A 22,300-nucleotide genomic window follows, 5' to 3' on the forward strand; every position below is an offset into this window, starting at 1 on the left:
CTTGGGATAATGAGGTTTATCTTTTTTTAAAAATTCTATTCTTTACGTCTTCAGAAGACTTCAATTCATGCAAACTTCTCAGCAAAAAGTTATAACGGTCCCGATGAGCAACTGTCGGAAGTTCTCTTGCTGCTTTAAAACCGGCAAGAACGGCGGAAGAGCTCATGTTTTTAAATCTAGCTAAAAAACTTTCTATATCTACATCTTCCAAAAATCCGTCCACCAATCCATATTCCATTGCTTCTCGGGCAGAAAAATAGTCGGTATGTAAACATAGCTGCAACATCTTTTTTTCCGGCATTACCTGCAACAAACTCGCCATAACTTGAAATGGGAATATCCCGAGGTCTAACTCCGGCAATCTAAACTGTACGTTTTCCGAGCAGAAAACATAAGTACATCCGGCAACTATTAGAAATGCGCCGGCAATAACATTTCCTTCCACAATGGCTATAGATGGTTTGTACAAGTTTGCAAACACCTCTCCAAAAGATATATCTTTATTTTTGACATGCGGATTCCGAATATCCAGATCGGCATCCTGAAACGTTTTCAAATCCATACCTGCGCAGAAAACAGATCCTTCGGCTTTTAACATAACCACTTTAACGCTGTCATCGTCGTTCGCGTCTTGAAAAGCATGTGCTATTTCATTCACCATCGTCGGTGTAAACGCGTTCCGTTTCTCAGGTCGTGCGAGCGTAACTTCCATCCAGAAATCCATTTTGCTTACCTTAATATATTGATATGTTATTGTCTGCATGTATCAAAGATATCGCTTTTCCATTCTTTATCTTTCATTCGAATAATTATCTATGAGTATTAAATCTCAATTGTATAGATGAGCTCGTTACACTCGGTTTGTTTTTTAATGGCAATGAAGCTTGCATAAATTATTTATTATCTTCCGTATATGGCAATTTACACAGATTTCATCTAAATATTTATCCAATGGTGATGAAGCTTGTTGGAGCTAATTGATTTATGTGCTTTTTTTGAGTGTTAGCTTATGCGAGTTCCAGTTGCAATCAATTCTTGAAATCCCGCCAGTAAAGTTTGCATTTCATTTTCATTTAGCGTTTTAAATCTATGTAACAACATTTCCATAGGAATATTGCCTACCAAATCATCTTGTGCAAAAGGACAGCCGCCATATCCCATTATGGCACCTTCAAAAATACGACAACCAGCCTCATATGCCGCTTCGATTTTCAAAAGTGCATTTTCTGCTCGACTATGCAGATGAATACTAAATTCTAACTTGGGAAATGTATATTTTATTAACGTAAATAACATTTTGATGCTCTCGGGTGTTGCTTCTGACGTCGTGTCTGCAATGGAAAAACGAGATATTCCCAACGCAGAAAGCTTTTCTATCCAGTCCAATACCAAGTCGGTATTCCAAGGATCATTATAAGGGTTTCCGAATGCCATAGAAATATACACAACCAACTCCTGTCTACCCCCCACCATGATATTTTTAATATGTTCTATCCGCTGAAACGATTGCTCCACGGTAGAATTGGCATTTCGTTGCTGAAATGTCTCGGAAATCGAAAACGGATAACCCAAGAAATCAATATTAGGCAACGGTTTCGCTATTTCAGCGCCTCTTTCATTAGCAATAATCGCCAATAATTTTGTATCGTTCTTCTTTTCTAATCCCTCTAGAACCTGTACGGTATCTTGCATTTGTGGGACAGCCTTGGGCGATACAAAACTTCCAAAATCAATACAATCGAATACGTTACTCTCCATCAGCTGATTGATATAGGTTATTTTTTTCGCTGTGGGAATAAAAGATTTAATCCCTTGAATAGCATCTCGGGGACATTCAATCAATTGTATTGTTTCTTTATGGAACATCTTTTTTAATTTCTCTTGCTATAACCATCTTTTGTATGGCGCTGGTTCCCTCTCCAATCGTACATAATTTAGCATCTCTAAAGTATTTTTCCGCCGGATAATCTTTTGTAAACCCATAACCGCCATGCACTTGAACACTATGATTGGATACTTCTACTGCCACTTCCGAAGCATAGTACTTCGCCATCGCACTTTCCTTGGTAACTTTTTGACTTGTATCTTTTAAATGTCCTGCTCTTCGTATTAATAATTCAGCTGCATCGATTTTTGTAGCCATATCTGCTATGGTAAAACCTACATCTTGAAAATCAAATATCTTCTGATTAAACTGTTCTCGCTCATTTGCATACCGCAGCGCACACTCATATGCTCCCCGGGCAATACCTAATGAGAGCGCAGCAATGGAAATACGCCCGCCATCCAACAGTTTTAATGCTTGAACAAATCCATCGCCTACCTCGCCAATGACCTGATTTTTGTGTATACGACAATTGTCAAAAAACAAACTTGCTGTTTCTGACGCACGCATACCTAATTTATCTATCTTTTTACCTGCAGTAAAACCAGGTGTCCCTTTTTCGATGATAAATGCTGTAACACCGTGCTTATCTCCCTTATTACCTGTTCGCACCATCACAACAGCTACATCTCCGCTAATGGCGTGGGTGATAAAGGTTTTGGAGCCATTAATTATAAAATAATCACCGTCCTGTACAGCAGTTGTTGCCAAACCTCCGGCGTCAGAACCAGAACCTGTTTCGGTAAGTCCCCAAGCACCAATCCACTCCGCGGTTGCTAATTTCGGAAGATATTTTTCTTTTTGTTCTTCGTTTGCAAATGACAAAATATGATTCGTGCACAACGAGTTATGAGCCGCTAAAGACAATCCAATAGAACCACACACTTTTGATATTTCATCGAGAATCGTAATATATTCTTGATACCCTAAACCTGCCCCCTGATATCTCTCCGGAACTAATATTCCCATAAAACCATATTCACCCATTTTTTTGAACAATTCCACCGGAAAAAATTGCTTATCATCCCACTCCATCACATAAGGCATAATAAATTCCCTAGCAAACTGTCGGGCGCTATCCCGTACCAAAGCTAATTGTTCATTTTGTTGTATTTGCAATATCATATTTTAGAAGTTTACATCTATATTTGTTAAATATATAAAAAATAAGCTATATTTTAAAATATTCATATTTTCACCTATAAAAACAAATATGATATTAAAAGGTTTTCAATAGAAGACATTACAGAATTTAAATTCCTGAAGGTTTTGTTATCTTTGGGAAAGGGGGATAAAGAATGGAAAACCTACTAAAGATACTCAAAAGCAAATATGAAAAACTTCTTCTTGGGGGTGGATTAAGCAAGATAGAAAAACATAAAGAAAAAGGAAAAATGACTGCATGGGAAAGGGTCATTTATCTTTTGGATGACAATAGTCCTTATATAGAAATTGGTTCCTTTGCAGGGGATGGTATGTATGAAGAACATGGAGGTTGCCCAAATGGTGGAGTGGTTGTCGTCATGGGATATGTGAAAAATAGGTTATGTATCGTCGTCTCAAATGATGCAACCGTGAAAGCGGGTGCTTGGTTTCCTATTACAGGCAAAAAAAATCTGAGAGCACAGGAAGTTGCTATCGAAAATTATCTTCCCATTATCTATTTGGTAGATTCTGCTGGTGTTTACCTGCCGATGCAGGAAGAAATATTTCCGGATAAGGAACATTTCGGTCGAATCTTCAGAAATAACGCTAGAATATCTTCCATGGGTATTCCCCAGATATCAGCCATTATGGGCTCCTGTGTCGCCGGGGGTGCATATTTACCTATTATGTCGGATTACGCATTGATTGTAGAAGGTACAGGTTCTGTTTTTTTAGCGGGTTCCTATTTGGTAAAATCTTCCATTGGTGAGGTCATTGACAATGAAACCCTAGGCGGAGCTACTACACATTGCGAAATATCTGGTGTAACCGATAATAAATATCCCGACGACAATAGTTGCCTCGACGCCATTAAAAATATTGTCGACAAGTTTGGTAAAAATGATAAAAATCAATTCTCGCGTATTGCCAGCGAACAACCTGAATTTCCAGCTAGCCATATTTACAAAAATCTACCAGAAGATCGTCTGAAATCCTATAACATGCTGGAAATCTTGAAGGCCATTGTAGACAAGGGTTCATTGGAAGAATATAAAAAAGATTATGGCAAAACACTGATTTGTGCCTTAGCGCGTATCGATGGCTGGGCAGTAGGAATTGTCGCCAACCAACGCGAAATAGTGAAAGCAAAGAAACCTGGAAACGCCACCGAAATGCAAATGGGAGGTGTTATATATTCGGATTCAGCAGATAAGGCCGCGCGATTTATTATGAACTGTAACCAACAAAAAATCCCATTGGTATTTTTCCAGGATGTCACCGGATTTATGGTCGGTTCCCGGTCAGAACATGGGGGTATCATTAAAGATGGTGCTAAAATGGTTAATGCGATGGCAAATTCAGTCGTGCCTAAATTCACTTTTATCGTGGGCAACAGCTATGGCGCGGGTAACTATGCGATGTGTGGAAAAGCTTACGACCCACGATTGATATACGCTTGGCCCACCGCTCAAATAGCTGTTATGAGCGGTGCTTCTGCAGGGAAAACGTTATTGCAGATACAGGAAGCTGCACTTAAAGCGAAGGGAATATCCTTATCAGAAGAAGAAAAGAAAGAGTTGCTTTCCAAGATTGAGCAGCAATATAATCAACAGCTTAGTCCTTATTACGCGGCCGCACGCCTTTGGGTAGATGGTGTTATCGACCCAAAAGACACACGCAAGATTATTTCGATGGGAATAGAAGCCGCTAATCAAAATCCCACTATGGATAGGTATAATGTAGGAGTGATACAAGTTTAATGTATTAGTAGAGTATTTATAGGGTTAATATGAGTAGAAGCAGAACAAATGCTTTACTCTAGTTAGTGTGCAAGTATATCAGCATATATTCTTTCAGACATTCGGGGTTACGCATCACATCTTTTGAAACAGCTTTTTCTATAGGGTAACCCGAGAAAATTTTCTTAATTGGAATTTCCAGCTTTTTACCACTCAATGTATAAGGAATATCATTGACAACATAAAATAAGTCCGGCACATGCCGTGCACTATATTGCTTACGAAGTTCGCTTTTGATAAGAGGAACAATAATTTCCGATTCTTTTCCTAGGCCCAATTGGATAAATAATAGCATCTTCGATTGTCCCTTCTCGTTATCCGTCGAAATGACCAAACTATCCCTTACACCATCCACTTCATTCACGACATTGTATATTTCAGCCGTGCCTATACGTATACCACCTCTATTCAACGTAGCATCCGAACGTCCATACATCACAATACCACCATGATCCATAATGGAAATCCAGTCGCCATGGCTCCATACGCCTTTCCGCTCCGAAAAATAGCTTTCTCTGTATTTTTTATAGTCTTTATCATTCCAAAAGTAAAGCGGCATCGAAGGCATGGGTTTCTTGATAACCAGTTCGCCGACTTCGTTACTTACCTCCTCACCATGATCATTTACAGCTACGATATCTGCTCCTAATGTTAGGCATTGAATCTCTCCGGCATATACAGGTAAATAGGCACATCCGGATAAAAAGGCGCTGCATACATCTGTTCCACCGCTTAACGATATGATATGTGTATCCGGAAATTTTTCCTGAAGGTTTTCAAAAGTCGCCACAGGCAGGGGTGAACCGGTCGAACCTATTACCTTTGGTTCATAATTTTCTATTTTCAGATCATGAATAGTTGAAAAATAAGCCGCTCCTCCTCCTAGATGACGCACGTTTGCCTGTTTCACAAATTGCCAAAATGCCTGGTGATCATTATAATGGATAGCTCCATTAAACAGACAAAGCGTAGCTTCACAAAGCAAGGAAGACAAAGCATAATTCCACATCATCCATCCTGTGGTAGAATACCACAGAAAATTCTCTCCCCGTTGTACATTTTGATGGATAGCCAGCGCTTTGTAGTGTTCCAACAAATTTCCCCCGGTACCGTGTGTAATAGCTTTCGGTTTGCCTGTCGTACCCGAAGAATACAGAATCCATATCGGATGGGAAAAAGGCACGCGCAAAAAGTGTAATTCCTGCGGAGGGTAATTGGTAAATATAGCTTGCCAACTGTCTTCATAAACAGTAACTATTGTTTCAATAGATGATATATGATTCTGTATATAAGTCAATGTTTCTCTTTTAGAGAAGGTTTTGCCATTATATTGGTAGCCTAATTCAATAAATAATACTTTAGGTTCTATTTGTGCAAAACGCTCGACAATGCTCTTATCACCAAAATCTGGTGAGCAACAAGACCAAATGGCTCCCAAAGAATTTACAGCCAGAAAAATAGCGACCGTCTCTATGGTATTATTTAATATACCTACTACCCTATCTCCTTTTTGGATATTTTTTTCTTTCAAAAATTGTTGTAGGCAGGATACTTTTTCACGCAGCTCATCCCACGTAATATCTCGGTAATTTCCAGTCTCATCTGTATATTTTATAGCTCGATCAGCACCTTTTTTTTCGCGAAAGATATGTTCTGCATAGCTTAAGGAAATACCTTCAAACCATCTGGCATCAATAAAATCGCCATTTGTATTTTGCCATTTTAATACCTTTCCGTATTCTCCGGCGTAATTTATTTTAAAGTACAATAAAATAGCTTCCCAGAAATTCTCCTGTTTTTCAATCGACCATTGATGAAAAGATGTATAGTCCAGAAAACACCGGTTATAATGCTGTTCCACAAATTGTTGAAAACTATAAATAACGGACGTTTTAATATATTGTTCAGACGGTGTCCAGATAGGCTGTTTCATTATGTTTACGACTGATTAACAATCTTAAAGATAATAAAAACCTTGAAATTTTCTCACCAAGGGGTAACAATTCCAAATCATGCTTGATAAAAGAATAAGAAGTCCAGATCAAGAGCAGGTCGGACAATTTTTATCCATAAAAATAAAGTTATTATGAAAAGATTTTTACTTACACTCATGTTACTAAGTGTTACCATTTTAGCCATTGCCCAACAAAAAGAAAAAGGCGATTTACAGATAGGCATTCAGGGTGGAGCGAGTTTACCTATCAGTACCTACAAATCCATTGGAGAAACAAAAGTCGGGTATTATTCCGGTTTTTTTGTCGATAAATACTTTTCGGGAAATAAATTTGGATTGGGGATAGATGCTCGTTATATCTATAACAGTATCAATCGTCAAGACACCTTCCGTTTTGAAAATGGATACATCTCGACGGATTATATTAACAAAACCAGATTTCAAGATTACTTATTCACTTTTGGTCCTAGTTATAAGTATTCCATCGATCGCTTTCATATAGAAGCCTATATTCGAGGTGGATTGATGATGCAATATTTTCCGGAATATACACAATCTGTTACTTATGAAGAACGTGATCCAACAGGTGGTCTCATAACAAATACCCAAGATATAATGAGTACAGTCAATGATGCTTCCAACAGGGCAAACAGTTGGGCGGGAGTAGGCGGACTTCGTTTTAATTACATGTTGAACAAACATTTTGCACTCTTTGGTCATGTGGATTACGTACAGACGTTTGGTGAAAAATTTGGTGGAAAATCCAGTCAATTTGCAATAGAACGTATAGAAGAAACGAATCCAATATTAGAAACAACCAGTGTGAAAAGTGTTTGGGATCACTATGGTGATGTCCGGGAAATAAAGCAAACTCCACATAAAACCGTTCAAGCAGGTCTCGGTGTAAAGTATATTTTTGGTAAGAAAAAATCACCTATTGTTATCGGAGATAATAGCCCTAAATACGATGAAGAAGTAAAAAAAATAGTATTAAAAGATCTTCAAATCATTGTCAAAGATAAACAGACCAACTTAGCACTTAGTGGCGTTACAGTATCCATCGAAGGTGTTAACATCAACGATAAGTCGATTACCGATGCTAACGGACAAGCCGCAAAAGTATCATCCATTAAACCTGGGCAATATCAGATTGTTGGAGAGAAAAACGGTATCAAAACACCTATACTAACGTTGACCGAAGCAGATTTCCAGGCTTCAAGTGCAGTTATCTTTAAAGAGATCTATCACGATGATCCGAGATTTACACTTATCGGTGAAACTTTTGACTGCGCAACAGCACAAAATTTATCCGGCATTAATACGGTATTGACACATACGGGTTCAAAAGTGAATGCCAACCAGACTTCAGATGCGGAAGGGAAATTTATCTATCAGCTTGACGCGCAAAGTGACTTCACGGTAGTAGCCAATCAACAAGGTAAATATTCGCAAACAGAGATTGTTTCAACAAAAGGATTGGATCGCAGCCAAACGCTATATGTAACCTTAAAACTGGGTGTTTGTGAACTGGTTGAAAACGGTAAATGGGTGTTAAAAAATATTCATTATGATTTTGACAAGAGCGATATCCGACCGGATGCGGCTGTTATCTTGGATAATGTTGTTGCGGTTATGAAACAAAATCCTACGTTGCGCATCGAGCTCTCTTCACATACCGATAGTAGAGGTAACGATAATTACAACCTAAAATTATCTCAACGTAGAGCAGATTCGGCTGTTGATTATCTTATAGCAAATGGTATCGCCAGAAATCGTTTAGTAGCTCGTGGTTATGGCGAGACAAGATTGCTAAACCACTGCGGTAACGGTGCCAGCTGTTCCGAACAACAGCATCAAGAAAACAGAAGAACCGAAATTAAAGTATTGGAATTTTAATTAACTGTTTTATAACATACGAGACAGGTTTGAATAAATACTCAAACCTGTCTTTTTTATTCTTGATAGCCTTAGGGAACTATCTGTTTCCTTTAAAAGCATTCCACCCTTGTGCTTTAATAGGATGCACATTTCCAGATTTAGAAATCATCTCACAACCAGCTGCTTCCTCCGTTATATAACCGATAATCGTAATATCCAACTGATTCTTTACTTTATCGTATTGCTCTTGCGGAACGGTAAACAGCAGCTCGTAATCTTCGCCGCCATTTAATGCACACACTGTTGGATCTAAACCAAATTCACGGGCAGTATCGTAGGTCATCGGATCGATTGGTATTTTATCTTCATATAATTTACATCCTACTTTAGAAGCATTACAAATGTGTAGTATCTCCGAAGCTAAACCATCGGACACATCAATCATCGCATGGGGTTGTATACCATAAATTTCAAATAATTCCACGACATCCTTACGTGCTTCCGGTTTTAGTTGCCGCTCCACAATATAATCTTTTCCTTCTAAATCCGGTTGAATCTGGGGATTCTCCAGAAAAATCTGCTTTTCACGTTCCAGAAGCTGCAGACCCACATACGCACCGCCTAAATCACCACTTACACAAAGTAAATCTCCTTCTTTCGCCCCCGAACGATAAGCTATTTTTTCTGTTTCTGCATAGCCTATACTCGTAACAGAAATAACTAAGCCTTGTGCGGACGCTGAAGTATCACCACCTATAAGATCCACGTTATATTTTTTACAAGCTATCAGTGCTCCCTCATAGATTTCTTCTACCGCTTCCAACGGAAATTTAGAAGATAAGCCTATCGAAAAAGTAATCTGTGAAGCTTTGCCATTCATGGCATAAATATCACTTAAATTGACTTGTACCGCTTTATATCCCAAGTGTTTTAACGGAACATACCGGAGATCAAAGTGAATACCTTCGAGCAATAGATCGGTGGATATCAATGTTTTCTTGTTAGAAAAATCCAATACTGCCGCATCATCACCGATACCTTTTACCGTTGACGGTTCTGTAAGCTCTACCGCCTTGGTTAAATGCGCTATCAAACCAAATTCTCCTAACTCGTTTATTTCTGTTTTGTCTTTGTTATCAAACATTTTATCCTATTCTTTTCGTCCTCTTCCCAAAACAACTTATAATCCTAATCTTTCAGATATTTCCAACATCCGTTCGATCGGTTTTCTTGCACGTTCTACTACATCCATTGGCAAATCTACTTCCGGGCGTTCGTAATATAGACAGTTATAAAGTTTTTCCAGAGTATTCAGTTTCATGTGGGGACAATCGTTGCAGGCACAGACATTATTTGGTGGCGCAGGGATAAAGATCTTCGTAGGACTAGCTTTCTGCATCTGGTGCAAAATACCTGATTCTGTAGCCACAATATATTGTTTTGCACTATCTTCAATCGTGAATTTTAGCATCCCAGAGGTGGATCCGATATAATCAGCCTGTGCCAAGATATGATCTTCACATTCAGGATGGGCTATGAATTTTGCTTCTGGAAACTGTTCCCTTAAATCCACAATCTTATCTTGTGAAAAAATCTCGTGAACCATGCATGCACCATTCCATAACACCAAATCACGACCGGTTTTCTTTTTGACATATTCCCCCAGATTACGATCGGGTCCGAAGATAATTTTTTGGTTTTCCGGTAAGCTTTCCACAATCTGTACCGCATTGCTCGAAGTACACACAATATCCGACAAAGCTTTTAGCTCCGCAGTACAGTTGACATAGGTAATAACCACATGATCTGGATATTGCTCCTTAAACTTCGCAAACAAATGGGGTGGACAACTATCTGATAACGAACATCCTGCTTTCAGATCGGGCAATAATACTTTTTTTGAAGGAGATAAAATCTTAGCCGTTTCAGCCATAAAATGCACACCGGCAAAGACAATAACATCCGCATCCGTCTTAGCGGCTTGTTGAGATAATCCTAAGCTATCTCCAATATAATCAGCAATATCTTGAATCTCAGCCTCTTGATAATAATGAGCCAAGATAACCGCATTCTTCTCTTTTTTAAGTCGCTGAATTTCAGCTACAATATCTATTGTAGGGTCGATAGGTTCATCTATGTAGCCTTTGGCTTCCAAATCCCTTTCAAAAATTGCATTCATTAGTTCTCTTTCTATTTAGCTTCCTTAGTTTGACTAAACAACGCTACAAAGGTAAAGAAAGAAAATCAAACGAAATCCACATTCCCTTTTTTCAATAAATGATAATCTTTTTTTAAAGAAAGAATCTTGTTGTTTATTAGCTTGTGGAAATTGGGGATAAGTGACTATAATTTTATTTGGAAATATGTTTATTATTTCGTTTTCCACAGGTTGTCCACATTGGAAAAAAGTTTAAAGCTTGATTTTCAATAGAGTGATTTTTTTGTATTTTCTTTTTCCATAATTTTTTGTTGAATGTTTGTTGTTTACAATTTGTTAATATTGGATTGATTTTATCTTAACTTTTATATCTGTTTTGTGGGAACTGCATGCCGATTGTGGAAAGTTATAAAGTTTTCATTTTTAGTTGACCCTTTTTATACAGGTTTTCCACATATTTTGTTAATTTGTTCCCTATAATAAATAGAGCGTTGTTCCGCTATATACTTTATGATACATAGACACGTAGATTTTTTGGTAATTGGTTCTGGCATTGCTGGGTTGAGTTTTGCGCTTAAAGCAGCCGAACTGGGGAAAGTATTGATAGTCACCAAGTCTAACGAAGACGAATCGAATACCAAATATGCGCAGGGAGGGGTAGCTGCCGTTGTGGATAAATCAGACAGCTTCGAAAAGCATATTGCTGATACACAGATAGCTGGAGATGGACTGTGCCATGTGGAAGTTGTGGAAAACGTTGTTAAGGAGGCTCCGGAAAGGATTAAGGAGCTTATTGATTATGGTACCAATTTCGATAAGGTTGACGATGAGCATTATGATCTAGCCCGAGAGGGAGGACATTCTAACCATCGTATTCTTCATTATAAAGATATTACAGGTTATGAAATAGAGCGGGCGCTGCTGGAAAAGGTACATCAACATTCGAATATTGAGATATTAACACATTATTTTGCTATTGATTTAATCACCCAGCATCATCAAGGTGTCCATGTTGATAGAAGTACTGGTGATATCCGTTGTTTTGGGATCTATGCATTGAATACGAGAAGCAATACGATTGAAACCTTTCTTAGCAAGGTTACACTAATGGCTTCTGGAGGCGCTGGTCATGTATATGCGAGTACAACAAATCCGACAATTGCTACAGGTGACGGAATTGCGATGGTATATAGAGCAAAGGGTAAGGTCAGAAACATGGAATTTATACAGTTTCATCCCACATCTTTATATAATCCGAAAGAATCTCCATCTTTTCTTATTTCCGAAGCAGTGCGCGGTTTTGGCGGAATTTTGAGAAGAGCGACTGGAGAGTCTTTTATGGAGGAATATGACGAACGGGCGTCTTTAGCGCCACGCGATATTGTTGCTAGAGCGATAGATAATGAAATGAAGAAATCAGGATTGGATTTTGTTTACCTGGATATTACCCACCGCAAGAGAGCAGATATCATTGCACATTTTCCCAATATCTATGAAAAATGTCTTTCGGTTGGATTGGATATGACAAAAGATTATATTCCAGTGACGCCTGCAGCACACTATTTATGTGGTGGTATAATGGTGGATGAAAAAGGAAAGACTTCTATTCAAAATTTGTATGCTTGTGGGGAATGTTCTTCTACTGGGCTCCATGGAGCTAATCGTTTAGCTTCAAATTCTTTGTTGGAAGCAGTAGTATATGCCCATCGAATTTTTAGCGATGCGTCCTCAACGCTACATACATTAGATTATGCTACGAACATTCCGAGTTGGGATGAATCCAAGGTTCAATTGATGAATGAAGAGATATTAGTTACGCATAACTTACGTGAAACGCAGAAATTGATGAGCGATTATGTAGGGATAGTACGATCGGATTTTCGTTTAGACAGAGCAATTAGACGACTTGGATTTCTTTATGAGGAAACGGAGGAATTTTATAAAAATACCAAGTTATCGGTGAAGTTATGTGAATTGCGTAACGTTATACAGGTTTCGTATTTAATTGTTAGATCGGCTATGCAACGCAAGGAAAGTAGGGGGTTACATTATACTACGGATTTTCCATATAAATCAGAAGAATTAAAGGACACCGTTTTATAGTATTTTTAATTTTAAAAAAGATGCCTACTATTTTACCCGTAAAGGATATATATCCGCAGATTCATGAATCAGTTTTTGTTGCTGACAACGCGACGATCGTAGGTGATGTCATTATTGGAGGACACTGCTCTATTTGGTTTAATGCTGTGGTAAGAGGAGATGTAAATTATATCCGTATAGGAGATTATACCAATATACAAGATGGTGTTGTTATTCATTGTACGTATCATAAAAATGGGACTGATATAGGTAGCTATGTGAATATAGGGCATAGTGCCATTGTGCATGGGTGTGTGGTACATAATTATGTGCTCATTGGTATGGGTGCTATCGTGATGGATAGAGCTATTGTAGAAACGAACGTAATTGTCGCTGCTGGAGCAATTGTTTTAGAAGGCACGGTATGTGAATCGGGTTATCTATATGCTGGAGTTCCTGCTAGAAAGATAAAGCCGTTAACAGAGGAGCAATTGGCAATGCTGCAGCAATTGCCAAATAACTATGTGTTATATAGTTCCTGGTTTTAAAGTTTTATCTTAAATCAATTGTTTCGTTTTGATCCCAGTTCGCCCGGATCGTAAATGTTTTACCTAAATACCAGATATTTTCTGCTTGTTTTTTTGCGTAAACGTCTGCAGGATCCCATTTTCCGTTATTGTTCGCGTCATAAATAATCCGTATCGAATATTTACCTCCGGGATAATTATTATAATTTATTCTAGGATTTGATGCATAAAGAGGACGTCTATCAAATACTTTTTCTTTTGCTTCGTCAATAAGTTCTACAATATAGGTCATGGTAGAATCCAATCCATTTACAGTGAAATTGATATTACCATAATTATCTGACTCATCTAAGGTAAATCTCGTCTTCGATTCTAAATTGATGTCGTCAAATGGTGTACGCATAGCTCCTTCTTGAATAACCAACTCATAGTCTCGTTTAGGACGCCAGTTGTAACGTATATGATATAGATTTCTATTTATGGTATCCTGTTGTAATTGGAAGTTTCTTCTTGAGACGGAGTCTTCATGAATAAGGATTTTTGATTTATCAACATTAGCCAGGGGGCTTGTACTTGTTAACGTGATATGGCGGACACGATCTACCTTATTTGTAATGCTTAATATAGGTTTAACCTCCCTATCGAATTTTGCATTTTTATTTGTTCTGATAAAGATAGTATCCATTATTTCGCCTCCATCTCTTAATTCTATTTTTATAGAATCAAGTTCCGTTTTTGGTATGTAGATTTTGGCTGAGTCTTTATTAAGGCTGTACTGTTCTATTTTATTATTATTTAATTCTGCAGGAAATAGAATTTTTGTCTCTGGTTGTTCGATTGGTTTTGTAAATGTTAATAGGATATAGCCAGTTGGTTCAAATTTCTTTTCCAACGTACGAAAGTCTTTCGGATATGCTTTTGTTATTTCAAGTTTTATGTCTGCTATATCTCTATCTAAGTGTATACTATCTTCCAGAAAACCTATCCATTCGTCATTCCCGTTAAAAATACGGTCATTATTCTGCTCCTTTAATGCATAGATTCTATAAGTATCTTCCCTTAGATTATTGAATTTAAAATTGCCGGAGGTATCTACATTAGCAAATATGTTAGCTTTTCTTTTTCCAAAGATAGAGTCTTGTGATGTCGGAATTAAAAGAATCTTTATGTTTTCATCTTTCTTTTGATCGAATTCTCTCGTGAAACCATTGATGACCGAACCGCTAATGGAAAGAGAGTCCAATTCATCCCCTGTTGCAAATACATAGTTGTAATCTATAAAGGGATTACTTTCGTTGTAATCTACTAGTCCTTTACCGAAATTGATCGTGTAGGTGGTATTCTCTTCCAATGAATCAGGCAAGGTAATGACCAGATCTTTTTTTCTTACTCGATAATCTACGATATCCTCAACGTCCGGACTTATACTAAATTCTTTGTATTGGTTGTTCAATTTAATGAATTCATCAAACCGGAGCACAATTCTTTTTTCAGAAAAGTTGGTACTGAAGTTGGGTATTGATACCTCTAATAATTTTGGCGGAATAGAGTCTTTTGGCCCTCCAGTAGGACGCTGCATATTTGCACATCTCGTTAAACTGAGTAACATTAATAAAATAAAACCATAAATAACTATATTTTGTGATTTTATTATTTTAAAGCTATATGGCGTACTTTTATTTATTTTGGGCGTATGACTCATAAAATTAAAAATAATCTCTTATAACGCTTTATTTAAAGCCTGTTTTATTTTTATTTAATATACTGAAAACCAATATATTAACTCATATGTACCATTAAAACACTAATATCGGATGGAGAAACCCCTGAAATGCGCGAGGCTTGTCCCAGTGTTCGTGGCTTTACTTTTAATAGCTTTTCACGTGCTTCGATGGAAAGGGATATAAGTGAGTTGTAATCGAAATCGGGATTTATTTCTTTATCTTCCATTTTCTTCATTCTATTTACTATATCCATTTCTTTTGCGAAGTAACTGTCATATTTCACCTTTATTTCTGTTTGTTCAATAGTTTCTTCATCATATTGATTCAGCAAGTTACTAAATTCCATGTTTGCTTTTGCAATATGAGCGATATTGATTTGTGGTCTACTTAATAGATTGAACATTCTTGATTTTTGATTCAGTGGACTGGATCCGACTTGTTCCAAAACTGGATTCATTTCATCTGGTGAAACGCTATTTTGCTTCATATAGTCTACTAAATAATCGGAATCTGCTATTTTTTTATTAACTTTTTCTAGACGTTCATCATCTATGAGACCTAATTTGTGTGCGATAGGGGTAAGTCGAATATCTGCATTATCTTGGCGTAAGAGTAGTCTATGTTCCGCTCTAGAAGTAAACATACGATAGGGTTCTTCGGTTCCTTTTGTTACTAGATCATCTATTAGGACGCCAATATAGGATTCGGAGCGTTTTAGTATCAACTCGTGTAGATCATTAATACGCTGGTGTGCGTTTACGCCTGCAACGAATCCCTGGGCCCCAGCTTCTTCATATCCTGTCGTTCCATTAATTTGACCAGCAAAGAAAAGGTGTTTAACTTTTAAAGTTTCCAGCGTTAGATCCAATTGCATAGGAGGAAAATAATCATATTCGATTGCGTAGCCCGGTCTGTACATTTTGGCGTTTTCAAAACCTGGTATCAAGCGTAACGCTTTCAATTGAACGTCTTCCGGGAGAGATGTTGAAAAGCCGTTTACGTATATTTCTACCGTTTTAAAACCCTCTGGTTCTACAAAAATTTGATGTCTATCCCGTTCTGCAAATCGGTTTATTTTATCTTCGATAGATGGGCAATATCGTGGACCTAATCCTTTTATACGGCCCGTAAACATTGGTGATTTTTCAAATCCCGTTTTTAGTACTTCGTGAACTTTATCGTTAGTATAGGTAATCCAACAACAACGTTGTTCTTTTGGGATATCAACATTAGTATAAGAGAATCGTCCTCTTTTTTCATCTCCCCATTGCTCCTCCATTAAAGAATAGTTAAGGGATCTGCCATCTACTCTAGGTGGAGTTCCTGTTTTCATTCTACCGGATTCGAAACCTAGACTTACTAATTGTTCTGTAAGGCCGGTTGCTGCTTTTTCTCCTGTACGTCCCCCTCCTATTTTTTTTTCGCCGATGTGTATTAATCCGTTTAAAAAAGTGCCGTTTGTAAGTACGACTGCATCTGCTTCTATACGTATACCAAGTGATGTCACTACTCCGCGTGCCTGCCCGTTTTCAACGATTACTTCTTTAACCGTATCTTGCCAGATGTCGACATTTGGCAAAGATTCAAGCGTAAGTCTCCATTCCTCTGCGAAACGCATCCTATCGTTTTGCGAACGTGGACTCCACATTGCGGGGCCTTTCGAAAGGTTTAGCATTCTAAATTGTAAAGTGGACTTGTCCGCGATGATTCCTGTATATCCACCCATTGCGTCAATTTCTCTAACAATTTGGCCTTTCGCTACACCCCCAATCGCTGGATTGCAACTCATTTGCGCAATGACACCCATGTTCATCGTGATTAATAAAACTGATGAACCGAGATTGGCCGCTGACGCTGCTGCCTCACATCCGGCGTGGCCAGCACCTACTACTATGACATTATATTTATTGAACATTATATTTTTTAATCTACCAACGTTCCACGTGAAAATTTATTTTCGTTCCACGTGAAACGAATTATAAGTATTCTGCTAATTCCAACCAACGCTCCGATTTATTATCGAGATCTCTTTGTAATTTTTCTATATCTAAGGCAATTGACATTATCTCTTGGTGGTCAGAAATGGTATTTAATATTTCCGTTTTTTGTTTAATTGTATTTTCTATTTCTGTTATTCCTTTTTCTAGAGATTCATATTCGAGCTGCTCCTTATAAGATAGTTTTTTCTTCTCTGTCCTTGGTACGAGTAGAGGTTTTTCCAATTGTATATTTTTTATTTTATCTTTTTCCTTACGCGCAATTTGCTCTTGTTCCAATTTGTAATCCGCGTAGTTACCATTATATATTATTAAATTTCCTTCGTCTTCAAAAATAAAAAGCTGTTCTGTCAACTTATCTATTAAATACCGATCATGGGAAACTAATAATAAAACGCCAGCGTATTTTTCCAAAAAATCTTCGAGAACATTTAAGGTGTCAATGTCTAAATCATTGGAGGGTTCATCGAGGATCAAGAAGTTTGGATTGGACATTAATACACGCATCAATTGTAATCGCTTCTTTTCTCCTCCACTCAAACGACCTACTAAATTGTATTGTTTTTCGGGAGGAAACAAGAATAATGTTAACAGTTGTGAAGCTGTAATGAAATCGCCATTGGCCATTTCAATATAGTCCGCGACATTTTTTACAATATCCAATACACGATCCTCTTCCTTAAATATAAGACCTTCTTGTTTATAATATCCAAATCTGGTAGTTTCACCTACTATGATATTACCAGATTCAGGGGACAATGCTTGTGTTATCAAATTGAGAAAAGTTGATTTCCCACTGCCATTTTTTCCTGCTAAACCTATTCGGTCTCCTTTCTTAAAAATATATGAAAAACGATCGATAATTTTTTTATTGGAAAACGATTTAGATATATTTTCCAATTCCAATATTTTGGAACCTTGTCTGCTCATCTTTACAGAAAGCTGTACATTCTCCTTTCTTTGAGCTTCTTTCGATTTTTCCTCTAAATGATAAAAAGCATCAATTCTTGCTTTTGATTTTGTTCCCCGTGCTTGAGGTTGGCGGCGCATCCACTCCAATTCGCGTCTTAGTAAATTCTGCGCTTTTTCTACTGCTACTGCATCGATTGCTTCACGATCGGCCTTCCTTTCTAAAAAGTATGTATAGTTTCCTTTATACGTATATAGATTTCCTTTGTCTAGTTCTCTTATTTCTGTACAGACATTATCTAAAAAATACCTATCATGTGTGACCAAAAGAACAGTTTTGTTCCCTGTTGTCAATAATTTTTCCAACCATTCTATCGTTTCTATATCCAAATGGTTAGTCGGTTCATCTAGAATATAGACGTCAGGTTCGTCTATTAATAGTTTAGCTAAAGACAAACGTTTTTTCTGCCCTCCTGATAAACTGTCTATTGTCTGATTGAAATCTGAAATCTGCAGTCTATTCAAAATTGTTTTAATATTATGCTCGTATTCCCAAGCTTCCATAGCGGATAATTTGTCGGTAAGTTCCGCTAACAGTTGTTGATCTATTTTATCGCTATTCAATAAATTCTCATATGCTTTTATTAATTGCTGCTGTTCATTATCTGAGCTATAAATAAAATCGTTAACAGTTTCCATTCCGCTGAAACTTGGTTCTTGGGATAAGAAGCCTATTTTTATCCCTCGTTCTTTAACAACTTTTCCTTCTGTCGGAACAATCTGTCCAGCAAGAATTTTGAGTAAAGTTGACTTACCTGTTCCATTGATCCCTACCAAAGCCACCCTGTCTCCTTTTTGTAAACCAAAATGGAGATTGGTAAATAGCCACCTATCATGGAAGGAGTGGCTGACTTGCTCTGTTGCTAGAATACTCACTTATATAAGATAATGATAATCAAATAATTATAATTTACTTTACTTTCTATAGTGATTGTTTTTTTTAAATTATACAAAAATATAGCTGTATGTAAACGTATATAAATTTCCAAGCACAAAAGTACGTAAATAATTTACTTTTTTCCTCTGTTAGGTTTGGGTAAGTTGGTTTAGTCGTTTCTAAAAATCAACTATTGACTTTTAGAAACCGCATATGCAATTTAGTAAAAACGTATATGTATTTTTGAGGGTGACATATGTTTTTTATACAACGTTTTTTTTGGAAGTTTCGAGCTTTATCGAACGAATTATTTTGCTTAGTTCAATTTAAATGAAGCTATCAAATTAAATCGGGGAATTTCTACGTGGAATATGTTGCCGTCTACTTCCTTAATCATCTCATAATAACCCTCCATATATCCAATCTCACTTTTTAAGTTGCATCCTGAAACATACTGATACACAGCGCCGGGGGCTAATATTGGCTGTTCACCGACTACACCTTCTCCTTCAACTTGTTTAAATTCGCCGACGGAATCAAAAATATCCCAATGTCTATTGACAAGCTGTACGGTAACGTCTCCTAGATTCTCTATGGTGATCTGATACGAAAACATAAAATGCATCTTTGCCGGATTGGAATATTCAGGTTGGTAGACAACGTCTACTGATACTTTTACGCCAGATGTTATTTGTGTATTCATCTATCTAAATACTCTTTTTTAACTGCATATCAAATGCTCCAGATACTTCATTTGTTAATGAACACCTTAATCGTGAGCAAATTATCAATTATCTTTTTAAACATCAAATTTGATTTTAAGTTTTGCAAAAAAATCGTTTTTACGCTTTCCGTCTGGAACAGGATATTTTTTTGCGCTGATTCAAATTAAAATAATACAAATATTGTGCTTACTAAGACAATAAAAACTAGCTGAAAGCGGTATTTGTCATGACAAGTCTACATTGCGTAGAATATTTTAGTAGTTTTGGGTTATGTCTTTAGGAACACTATATCTTATACCTGTGCCGTTAGCTGAAAATGCAGAGAAACAGTCGTACACTTTGTTTCATCAGGAGCTTATCAACCATATTGATGAGTATGTAGTTGAAAATGAAAAAACAGCACGACGGTTTCTGAAGCAAGCTGGACTAAAGATACCACAGAGCGAACTTAAAATACATGATTATGGAAAACATGTCCGTGAAAAGATAGATTATAATCGTATTTTTAAATCAGTAATAGAGGGAAAGGATTTGGGATTGATGTCTGAAGCGGGCTGTCCTGGTGTTGCGGATCCAGGAGCCGACGTGGTCGCTGAGGCACATAAACGAGGTATAAAAGTTGTTCCATTGGTCGGACCCAGTTCTATTCTGTTGGCATTGATGGCATCGGGATTTAGCGGACAAAAGTTTGCTTTTCATGGTTATCTTCCGATAGACAAAGCTGAACGAACAAAGAAAATTAAGGATTTGGAGTTTCAATCGCAAAAAGAAAAACAAACTCAGATATTTATGGAAACACCTTTCCGTAACAACGCCTTGTTTGATGATTTGCTTAAAAATTGCAAGCCGAAAACGAATATTTGTATCGCTTGTAATATGACCGCGCCTGATGAACAGATATTGACGTTGTCAGTTTCCGAGTGGAAAAACCGAAAACTGGAGCTTCATAAGAAGCCCACGATATTTTTGCTGTATGTTAAAAATTAAATTTATTTGTATGCCATGCTAGATATTCTGCCCGAAAATATAACTAATGATATGGTATTGTACATGCTTATAGGAGGAATAGTCCGGATTATAATTTGGATATTTTTCGCCTTAACCCTTTATCGTACCCTGAAACTGGTAAAAAAGGACAACTTATGCATATTACCTAGTCAAGCGTGGTTTGTAGCCGTACCTATATTTAATATATACTGGAACTTTGAAGTCGCAAAACGCTTAACTGATTCGCTCAATAACGAATTTTATGACCGAAAAGTAGAAGTGGAAGAAAGACCTACACAAAAATGGGGACTTATATTTGCGTGGACTTTTCTATTGACTAATATTCCATTACCCCCGTTTGTGTTGACGATTATCGGCATTTTACATTTAGTATATTTTATCACCTATTGGGTCAAGATTAATGAATATAAAACACTGCTGCGCATGCATGTTGAACATTACGGAAAAGATTTTATAGCAGAGAATAAAGAAGATGAGAATTAGAGAACTTACGCAATATCTGGAACAAATTGCACCGTTAGCGTATCAAGAATCGTATGATAACTCGGGATTGATCGTTGGACATCCGGATGACGAGATACAACAGGCGTTGATAGCATTGGATTGTACAGAGGAAATCGTTGACGAAGCTATAATGAGAGGTTGTGATATTATTATAGCCCACCACCCGATTGTGTTTACCGGATTGAAGAAACTGAATGGTAAGAATTATGTAGAGAGAGTGGTCATTAAGGCTATACGTCATGGCATCGCACTTTATGCTATTCATACTAATCTAGATAATGTCTTAGGTGGAGTAAGCAGTAAAATTGCAGACAAATTAGAATTAGAGTCACATGCGGTTTTACGTCCTAAACGGAATCTGCTTAAGAAACTGGCTGTCTTCGTACCACGCACGCATGTGGAATCTGTTCGGGAAGCGTTGTTCGACGCCGGAGCCGGTGCTGTGGGGGATTATAATGAATGTAGCTATAATACGTTGGGATACGGTACATTCAAACCTTTGGAGGGCGCTAACCCAGCGATTGGTAAAGTTAATGAGCAGGAACGTGTTGAAGAAACGAAGATAGAGGTTATTTATCCAGAAAGATTGGAACGCTCCATCTTGGTGGCAATGTTTGCTGCACATCCATATGAAGAAGTAGCTCACGATATTTTTGCTTTGGAAAATACGCTGCGTACGGTCGGTTCAGGTGCTATTGGTAATTTACCATCTCCGATGAGCGAAATAGATTTTTTAAGATATGTAAAAGATAGGTTGAATGTACAAGTTATCCGACATACGAGATTGCGAGATAAGCCTATTTCCCGTGTTGCCGTTTGTGGGGGTGCCGGAGGGTTTCTATTGGAGGATGCCAAACGTTCGGGGGCGGATATTTTTATCTCGGCCGATTACAAATACCATGAATTCTTTAATGCAGAGGGAAATATTGTTATTGCAGATATAGGACATTTTGAAAGTGAACAATTTACGCAAGAATTATTATTGGAAATTATTCAGAAAAAATTTGTTAACTTTGCTGTCCTATTGACAGAAATAGAGACAAATCCTATTAAATATTACGTTTGAT

The 22,300-nt window shown here is 37.4% G+C and carries 17 protein-coding genes; 7 read left to right on the forward strand and 10 right to left on the reverse strand.

Going from position 1 to position 22,300, the window contains the following annotated elements:
• Positions 1–16 precede the first annotated feature (16 nt).
• The 3 genes from H8B21_RS05855 to H8B21_RS05865 form a co-directional block, all read right to left on the reverse strand.
• On the reverse strand, positions 17–763 hold the full coding sequence (locus tag H8B21_RS05855) for an enoyl-CoA hydratase/isomerase family protein (RefSeq protein WP_190312809.1): 747 nt from the start codon (positions 761–763) through the stop codon (positions 17–19).
• Positions 764–1,002: 239 nt separating this feature from the next.
• Entirely contained in the window at positions 1,003–1,866 is an 864-nt protein-coding gene (locus tag H8B21_RS05860) for a beta/alpha barrel domain-containing protein (RefSeq protein ID WP_190312810.1), read from the reverse strand.
• Positions 1,856–3,010: an acyl-CoA dehydrogenase family protein gene (locus H8B21_RS05865; protein WP_223814852.1), complete on the reverse strand. Its 1,155-nt coding sequence runs from the start codon at positions 3,008–3,010 to the stop codon at positions 1,856–1,858. The genes H8B21_RS05860 and H8B21_RS05865 overlap by 11 nt, the downstream gene beginning before the upstream one ends.
• A gap of 173 nt (positions 3,011–3,183) precedes the next feature.
• Here H8B21_RS05865 and H8B21_RS05870 point away from each other — a divergent pair, with 173 nt between their 5' ends.
• Complete coding sequence (locus tag H8B21_RS05870; protein ID WP_190312811.1) at positions 3,184–4,791, forward strand: acyl-CoA carboxylase subunit beta; 1,608 nt, start codon at positions 3,184–3,186, stop codon at positions 4,789–4,791.
• A 58-nt stretch (positions 4,792–4,849) separates the two neighbouring features.
• Here the strand turns inward: H8B21_RS05870 and H8B21_RS05875 are convergent, their stop codons facing one another.
• Positions 4,850–6,763: an acetoacetate--CoA ligase gene (locus H8B21_RS05875; RefSeq protein WP_190312812.1), complete on the reverse strand. Its 1,914-nt coding sequence runs from the start codon at positions 6,761–6,763 to the stop codon at positions 4,850–4,852.
• 153 nt (positions 6,764–6,916) lie between these two features.
• Here H8B21_RS05875 and H8B21_RS05880 point away from each other — a divergent pair, with 153 nt between their 5' ends.
• The gene (locus H8B21_RS05880) at positions 6,917–8,680 is read left to right on the forward strand and encodes an OmpA family protein (RefSeq protein WP_190312813.1); all 1,764 of its coding nucleotides are present in this window, start codon (positions 6,917–6,919) and stop codon (positions 8,678–8,680) included.
• 79 nt (positions 8,681–8,759) lie between these two features.
• On the opposite strand, the gene thiL is transcribed toward H8B21_RS05880, so the two are convergent.
• Both thiL and nadA read right to left on the reverse strand, forming a co-directional pair.
• Positions 8,760–9,806: a thiamine-phosphate kinase gene (thiL, locus tag H8B21_RS05885; protein ID WP_190312814.1), complete on the reverse strand. Its 1,047-nt coding sequence runs from the start codon at positions 9,804–9,806 to the stop codon at positions 8,760–8,762.
• A 36-nt stretch (positions 9,807–9,842) separates the two neighbouring features.
• Entirely contained in the window at positions 9,843–10,841 is a 999-nt protein-coding gene (gene nadA, locus H8B21_RS05890; protein WP_190312815.1) for a quinolinate synthase NadA, read from the reverse strand.
• Positions 10,842–11,330: 489 nt separating this feature from the next.
• On the opposite strand from nadA, the gene nadB reads away from it, so the two are divergent.
• Both nadB and H8B21_RS05900 read left to right on the forward strand, forming a co-directional pair.
• Positions 11,331–12,923: an L-aspartate oxidase gene (gene nadB / locus H8B21_RS05895; protein WP_190312816.1), complete on the forward strand. Its 1,593-nt coding sequence runs from the start codon at positions 11,331–11,333 to the stop codon at positions 12,921–12,923.
• A gap of 20 nt (positions 12,924–12,943) precedes the next feature.
• The gene (locus tag H8B21_RS05900; RefSeq protein ID WP_190312817.1) at positions 12,944–13,450 is read left to right on the forward strand and encodes a gamma carbonic anhydrase family protein; all 507 of its coding nucleotides are present in this window, start codon (positions 12,944–12,946) and stop codon (positions 13,448–13,450) included.
• 4 nt (positions 13,451–13,454) lie between these two features.
• Here H8B21_RS05900 and H8B21_RS05905 read toward each other — a convergent pair whose 3' ends face one another.
• The 4 genes from H8B21_RS05905 to apaG all read right to left on the reverse strand — a co-directional run bounded on the left by H8B21_RS05905 (position 13,455) and on the right by apaG (position 19,699).
• Positions 13,455–15,008 carry an Ig-like domain-containing protein gene (locus H8B21_RS05905; RefSeq protein WP_223814853.1) on the reverse strand — a complete coding sequence of 518 codons (1,554 nt, stop codon included), beginning with the start codon at positions 15,006–15,008 and terminating at the stop codon, positions 13,455–13,457.
• A 200-nt stretch (positions 15,009–15,208) separates the two neighbouring features.
• The gene (gene mnmG / locus H8B21_RS05910) at positions 15,209–17,068 is read right to left on the reverse strand and encodes a tRNA uridine-5-carboxymethylaminomethyl(34) synthesis enzyme MnmG (protein WP_190312819.1); all 1,860 of its coding nucleotides are present in this window, start codon (positions 17,066–17,068) and stop codon (positions 15,209–15,211) included.
• Positions 17,069–17,129: 61 nt separating this feature from the next.
• Positions 17,130–18,995, reverse strand: coding sequence for an ABC-F family ATP-binding cassette domain-containing protein (locus H8B21_RS05915; protein ID WP_190312820.1), 1,866 nt, complete (start codon positions 18,993–18,995; stop codon positions 17,130–17,132).
• 317 nt (positions 18,996–19,312) lie between these two features.
• Positions 19,313–19,699, reverse strand: coding sequence for a Co2+/Mg2+ efflux protein ApaG (apaG, locus tag H8B21_RS05920; RefSeq protein WP_190312821.1), 387 nt, complete (start codon positions 19,697–19,699; stop codon positions 19,313–19,315).
• A gap of 292 nt (positions 19,700–19,991) precedes the next feature.
• Between apaG and H8B21_RS05925 the strand changes: the two genes are divergently transcribed.
• Genes H8B21_RS05925 through H8B21_RS05935 form a run of 3 tightly spaced genes read left to right on the forward strand, consistent with a single transcriptional unit; the run spans position 19,992 to position 22,299 of the window.
• Positions 19,992–20,708: an SAM-dependent methyltransferase gene (locus H8B21_RS05925; protein ID WP_190312822.1), complete on the forward strand. Its 717-nt coding sequence runs from the start codon at positions 19,992–19,994 to the stop codon at positions 20,706–20,708.
• 15 nt (positions 20,709–20,723) lie between these two features.
• On the forward strand, positions 20,724–21,212 hold the full coding sequence (locus H8B21_RS05930) for a hypothetical protein (RefSeq protein ID WP_190312823.1): 489 nt from the start codon (positions 20,724–20,726) through the stop codon (positions 21,210–21,212).
• The gene (locus tag H8B21_RS05935; RefSeq protein ID WP_190312824.1) at positions 21,202–22,299 is read left to right on the forward strand and encodes a Nif3-like dinuclear metal center hexameric protein; all 1,098 of its coding nucleotides are present in this window, start codon (positions 21,202–21,204) and stop codon (positions 22,297–22,299) included. The genes H8B21_RS05930 and H8B21_RS05935 overlap by 11 nt, the downstream gene beginning before the upstream one ends.
• Position 22,300: the final 1 nt, after the last annotated feature.

The sequence above is a fragment of the Sphingobacterium chuzhouense genome (assembly GCF_014692525.1).
GTDB classification, from domain to species: Bacteria; Bacteroidota; Bacteroidia; order Sphingobacteriales; family Sphingobacteriaceae; genus Sphingobacterium; species Sphingobacterium chuzhouense.

Excerpts from the sequence above, each read along its gene's own strand:
- H8B21_RS05855 (WP_190312809.1), bottom strand. The coding sequence starts at position 763 with ATGCAGACAATAACATATCAATATATTAAGGTAAGCAAAATGGATTTC.
- H8B21_RS05860 (WP_190312810.1), bottom strand. The coding sequence starts at position 1,866 with ATGTTCCATAAAGAAACAATACAATTGATTGAATGTCCCCGAGATGCT.
- H8B21_RS05865 (WP_223814852.1), bottom strand. The coding sequence starts at position 3,010 with ATGATATTGCAAATACAACAAAATGAACAATTAGCTTTGGTACGGGAT.
- H8B21_RS05870 (WP_190312811.1), top strand. The coding sequence starts at position 3,184 with ATGGAAAACCTACTAAAGATACTCAAAAGCAAATATGAAAAACTTCTT.
- H8B21_RS05875 (WP_190312812.1), bottom strand. The coding sequence starts at position 6,763 with ATGAAACAGCCTATCTGGACACCGTCTGAACAATATATTAAAACGTCC.
- H8B21_RS05880 (WP_190312813.1), top strand. The coding sequence starts at position 6,917 with ATGAAAAGATTTTTACTTACACTCATGTTACTAAGTGTTACCATTTTA.
- thiL (WP_190312814.1), bottom strand. The coding sequence starts at position 9,806 with ATGTTTGATAACAAAGACAAAACAGAAATAAACGAGTTAGGAGAATTT.
- nadA (WP_190312815.1), bottom strand. The coding sequence starts at position 10,841 with ATGAATGCAATTTTTGAAAGGGATTTGGAAGCCAAAGGCTACATAGAT.
- nadB (WP_190312816.1), top strand. The coding sequence starts at position 11,331 with ATGATACATAGACACGTAGATTTTTTGGTAATTGGTTCTGGCATTGCT.
- H8B21_RS05900 (WP_190312817.1), top strand. The coding sequence starts at position 12,944 with ATGCCTACTATTTTACCCGTAAAGGATATATATCCGCAGATTCATGAA.
- H8B21_RS05905 (WP_223814853.1), bottom strand. The coding sequence starts at position 15,008 with ATGCAGCGTCCTACTGGAGGGCCAAAAGACTCTATTCCGCCAAAATTA.
- mnmG (WP_190312819.1), bottom strand. The coding sequence starts at position 17,068 with ATGTTCAATAAATATAATGTCATAGTAGTAGGTGCTGGCCACGCCGGA.
- apaG (WP_190312821.1), bottom strand. The coding sequence starts at position 19,699 with ATGAATACACAAATAACATCTGGCGTAAAAGTATCAGTAGACGTTGTC.
- H8B21_RS05925 (WP_190312822.1), top strand. The coding sequence starts at position 19,992 with ATGTCTTTAGGAACACTATATCTTATACCTGTGCCGTTAGCTGAAAAT.
- H8B21_RS05930 (WP_190312823.1), top strand. The coding sequence starts at position 20,724 with ATGCTAGATATTCTGCCCGAAAATATAACTAATGATATGGTATTGTAC.
- H8B21_RS05935 (WP_190312824.1), top strand. The coding sequence starts at position 21,202 with ATGAGAATTAGAGAACTTACGCAATATCTGGAACAAATTGCACCGTTA.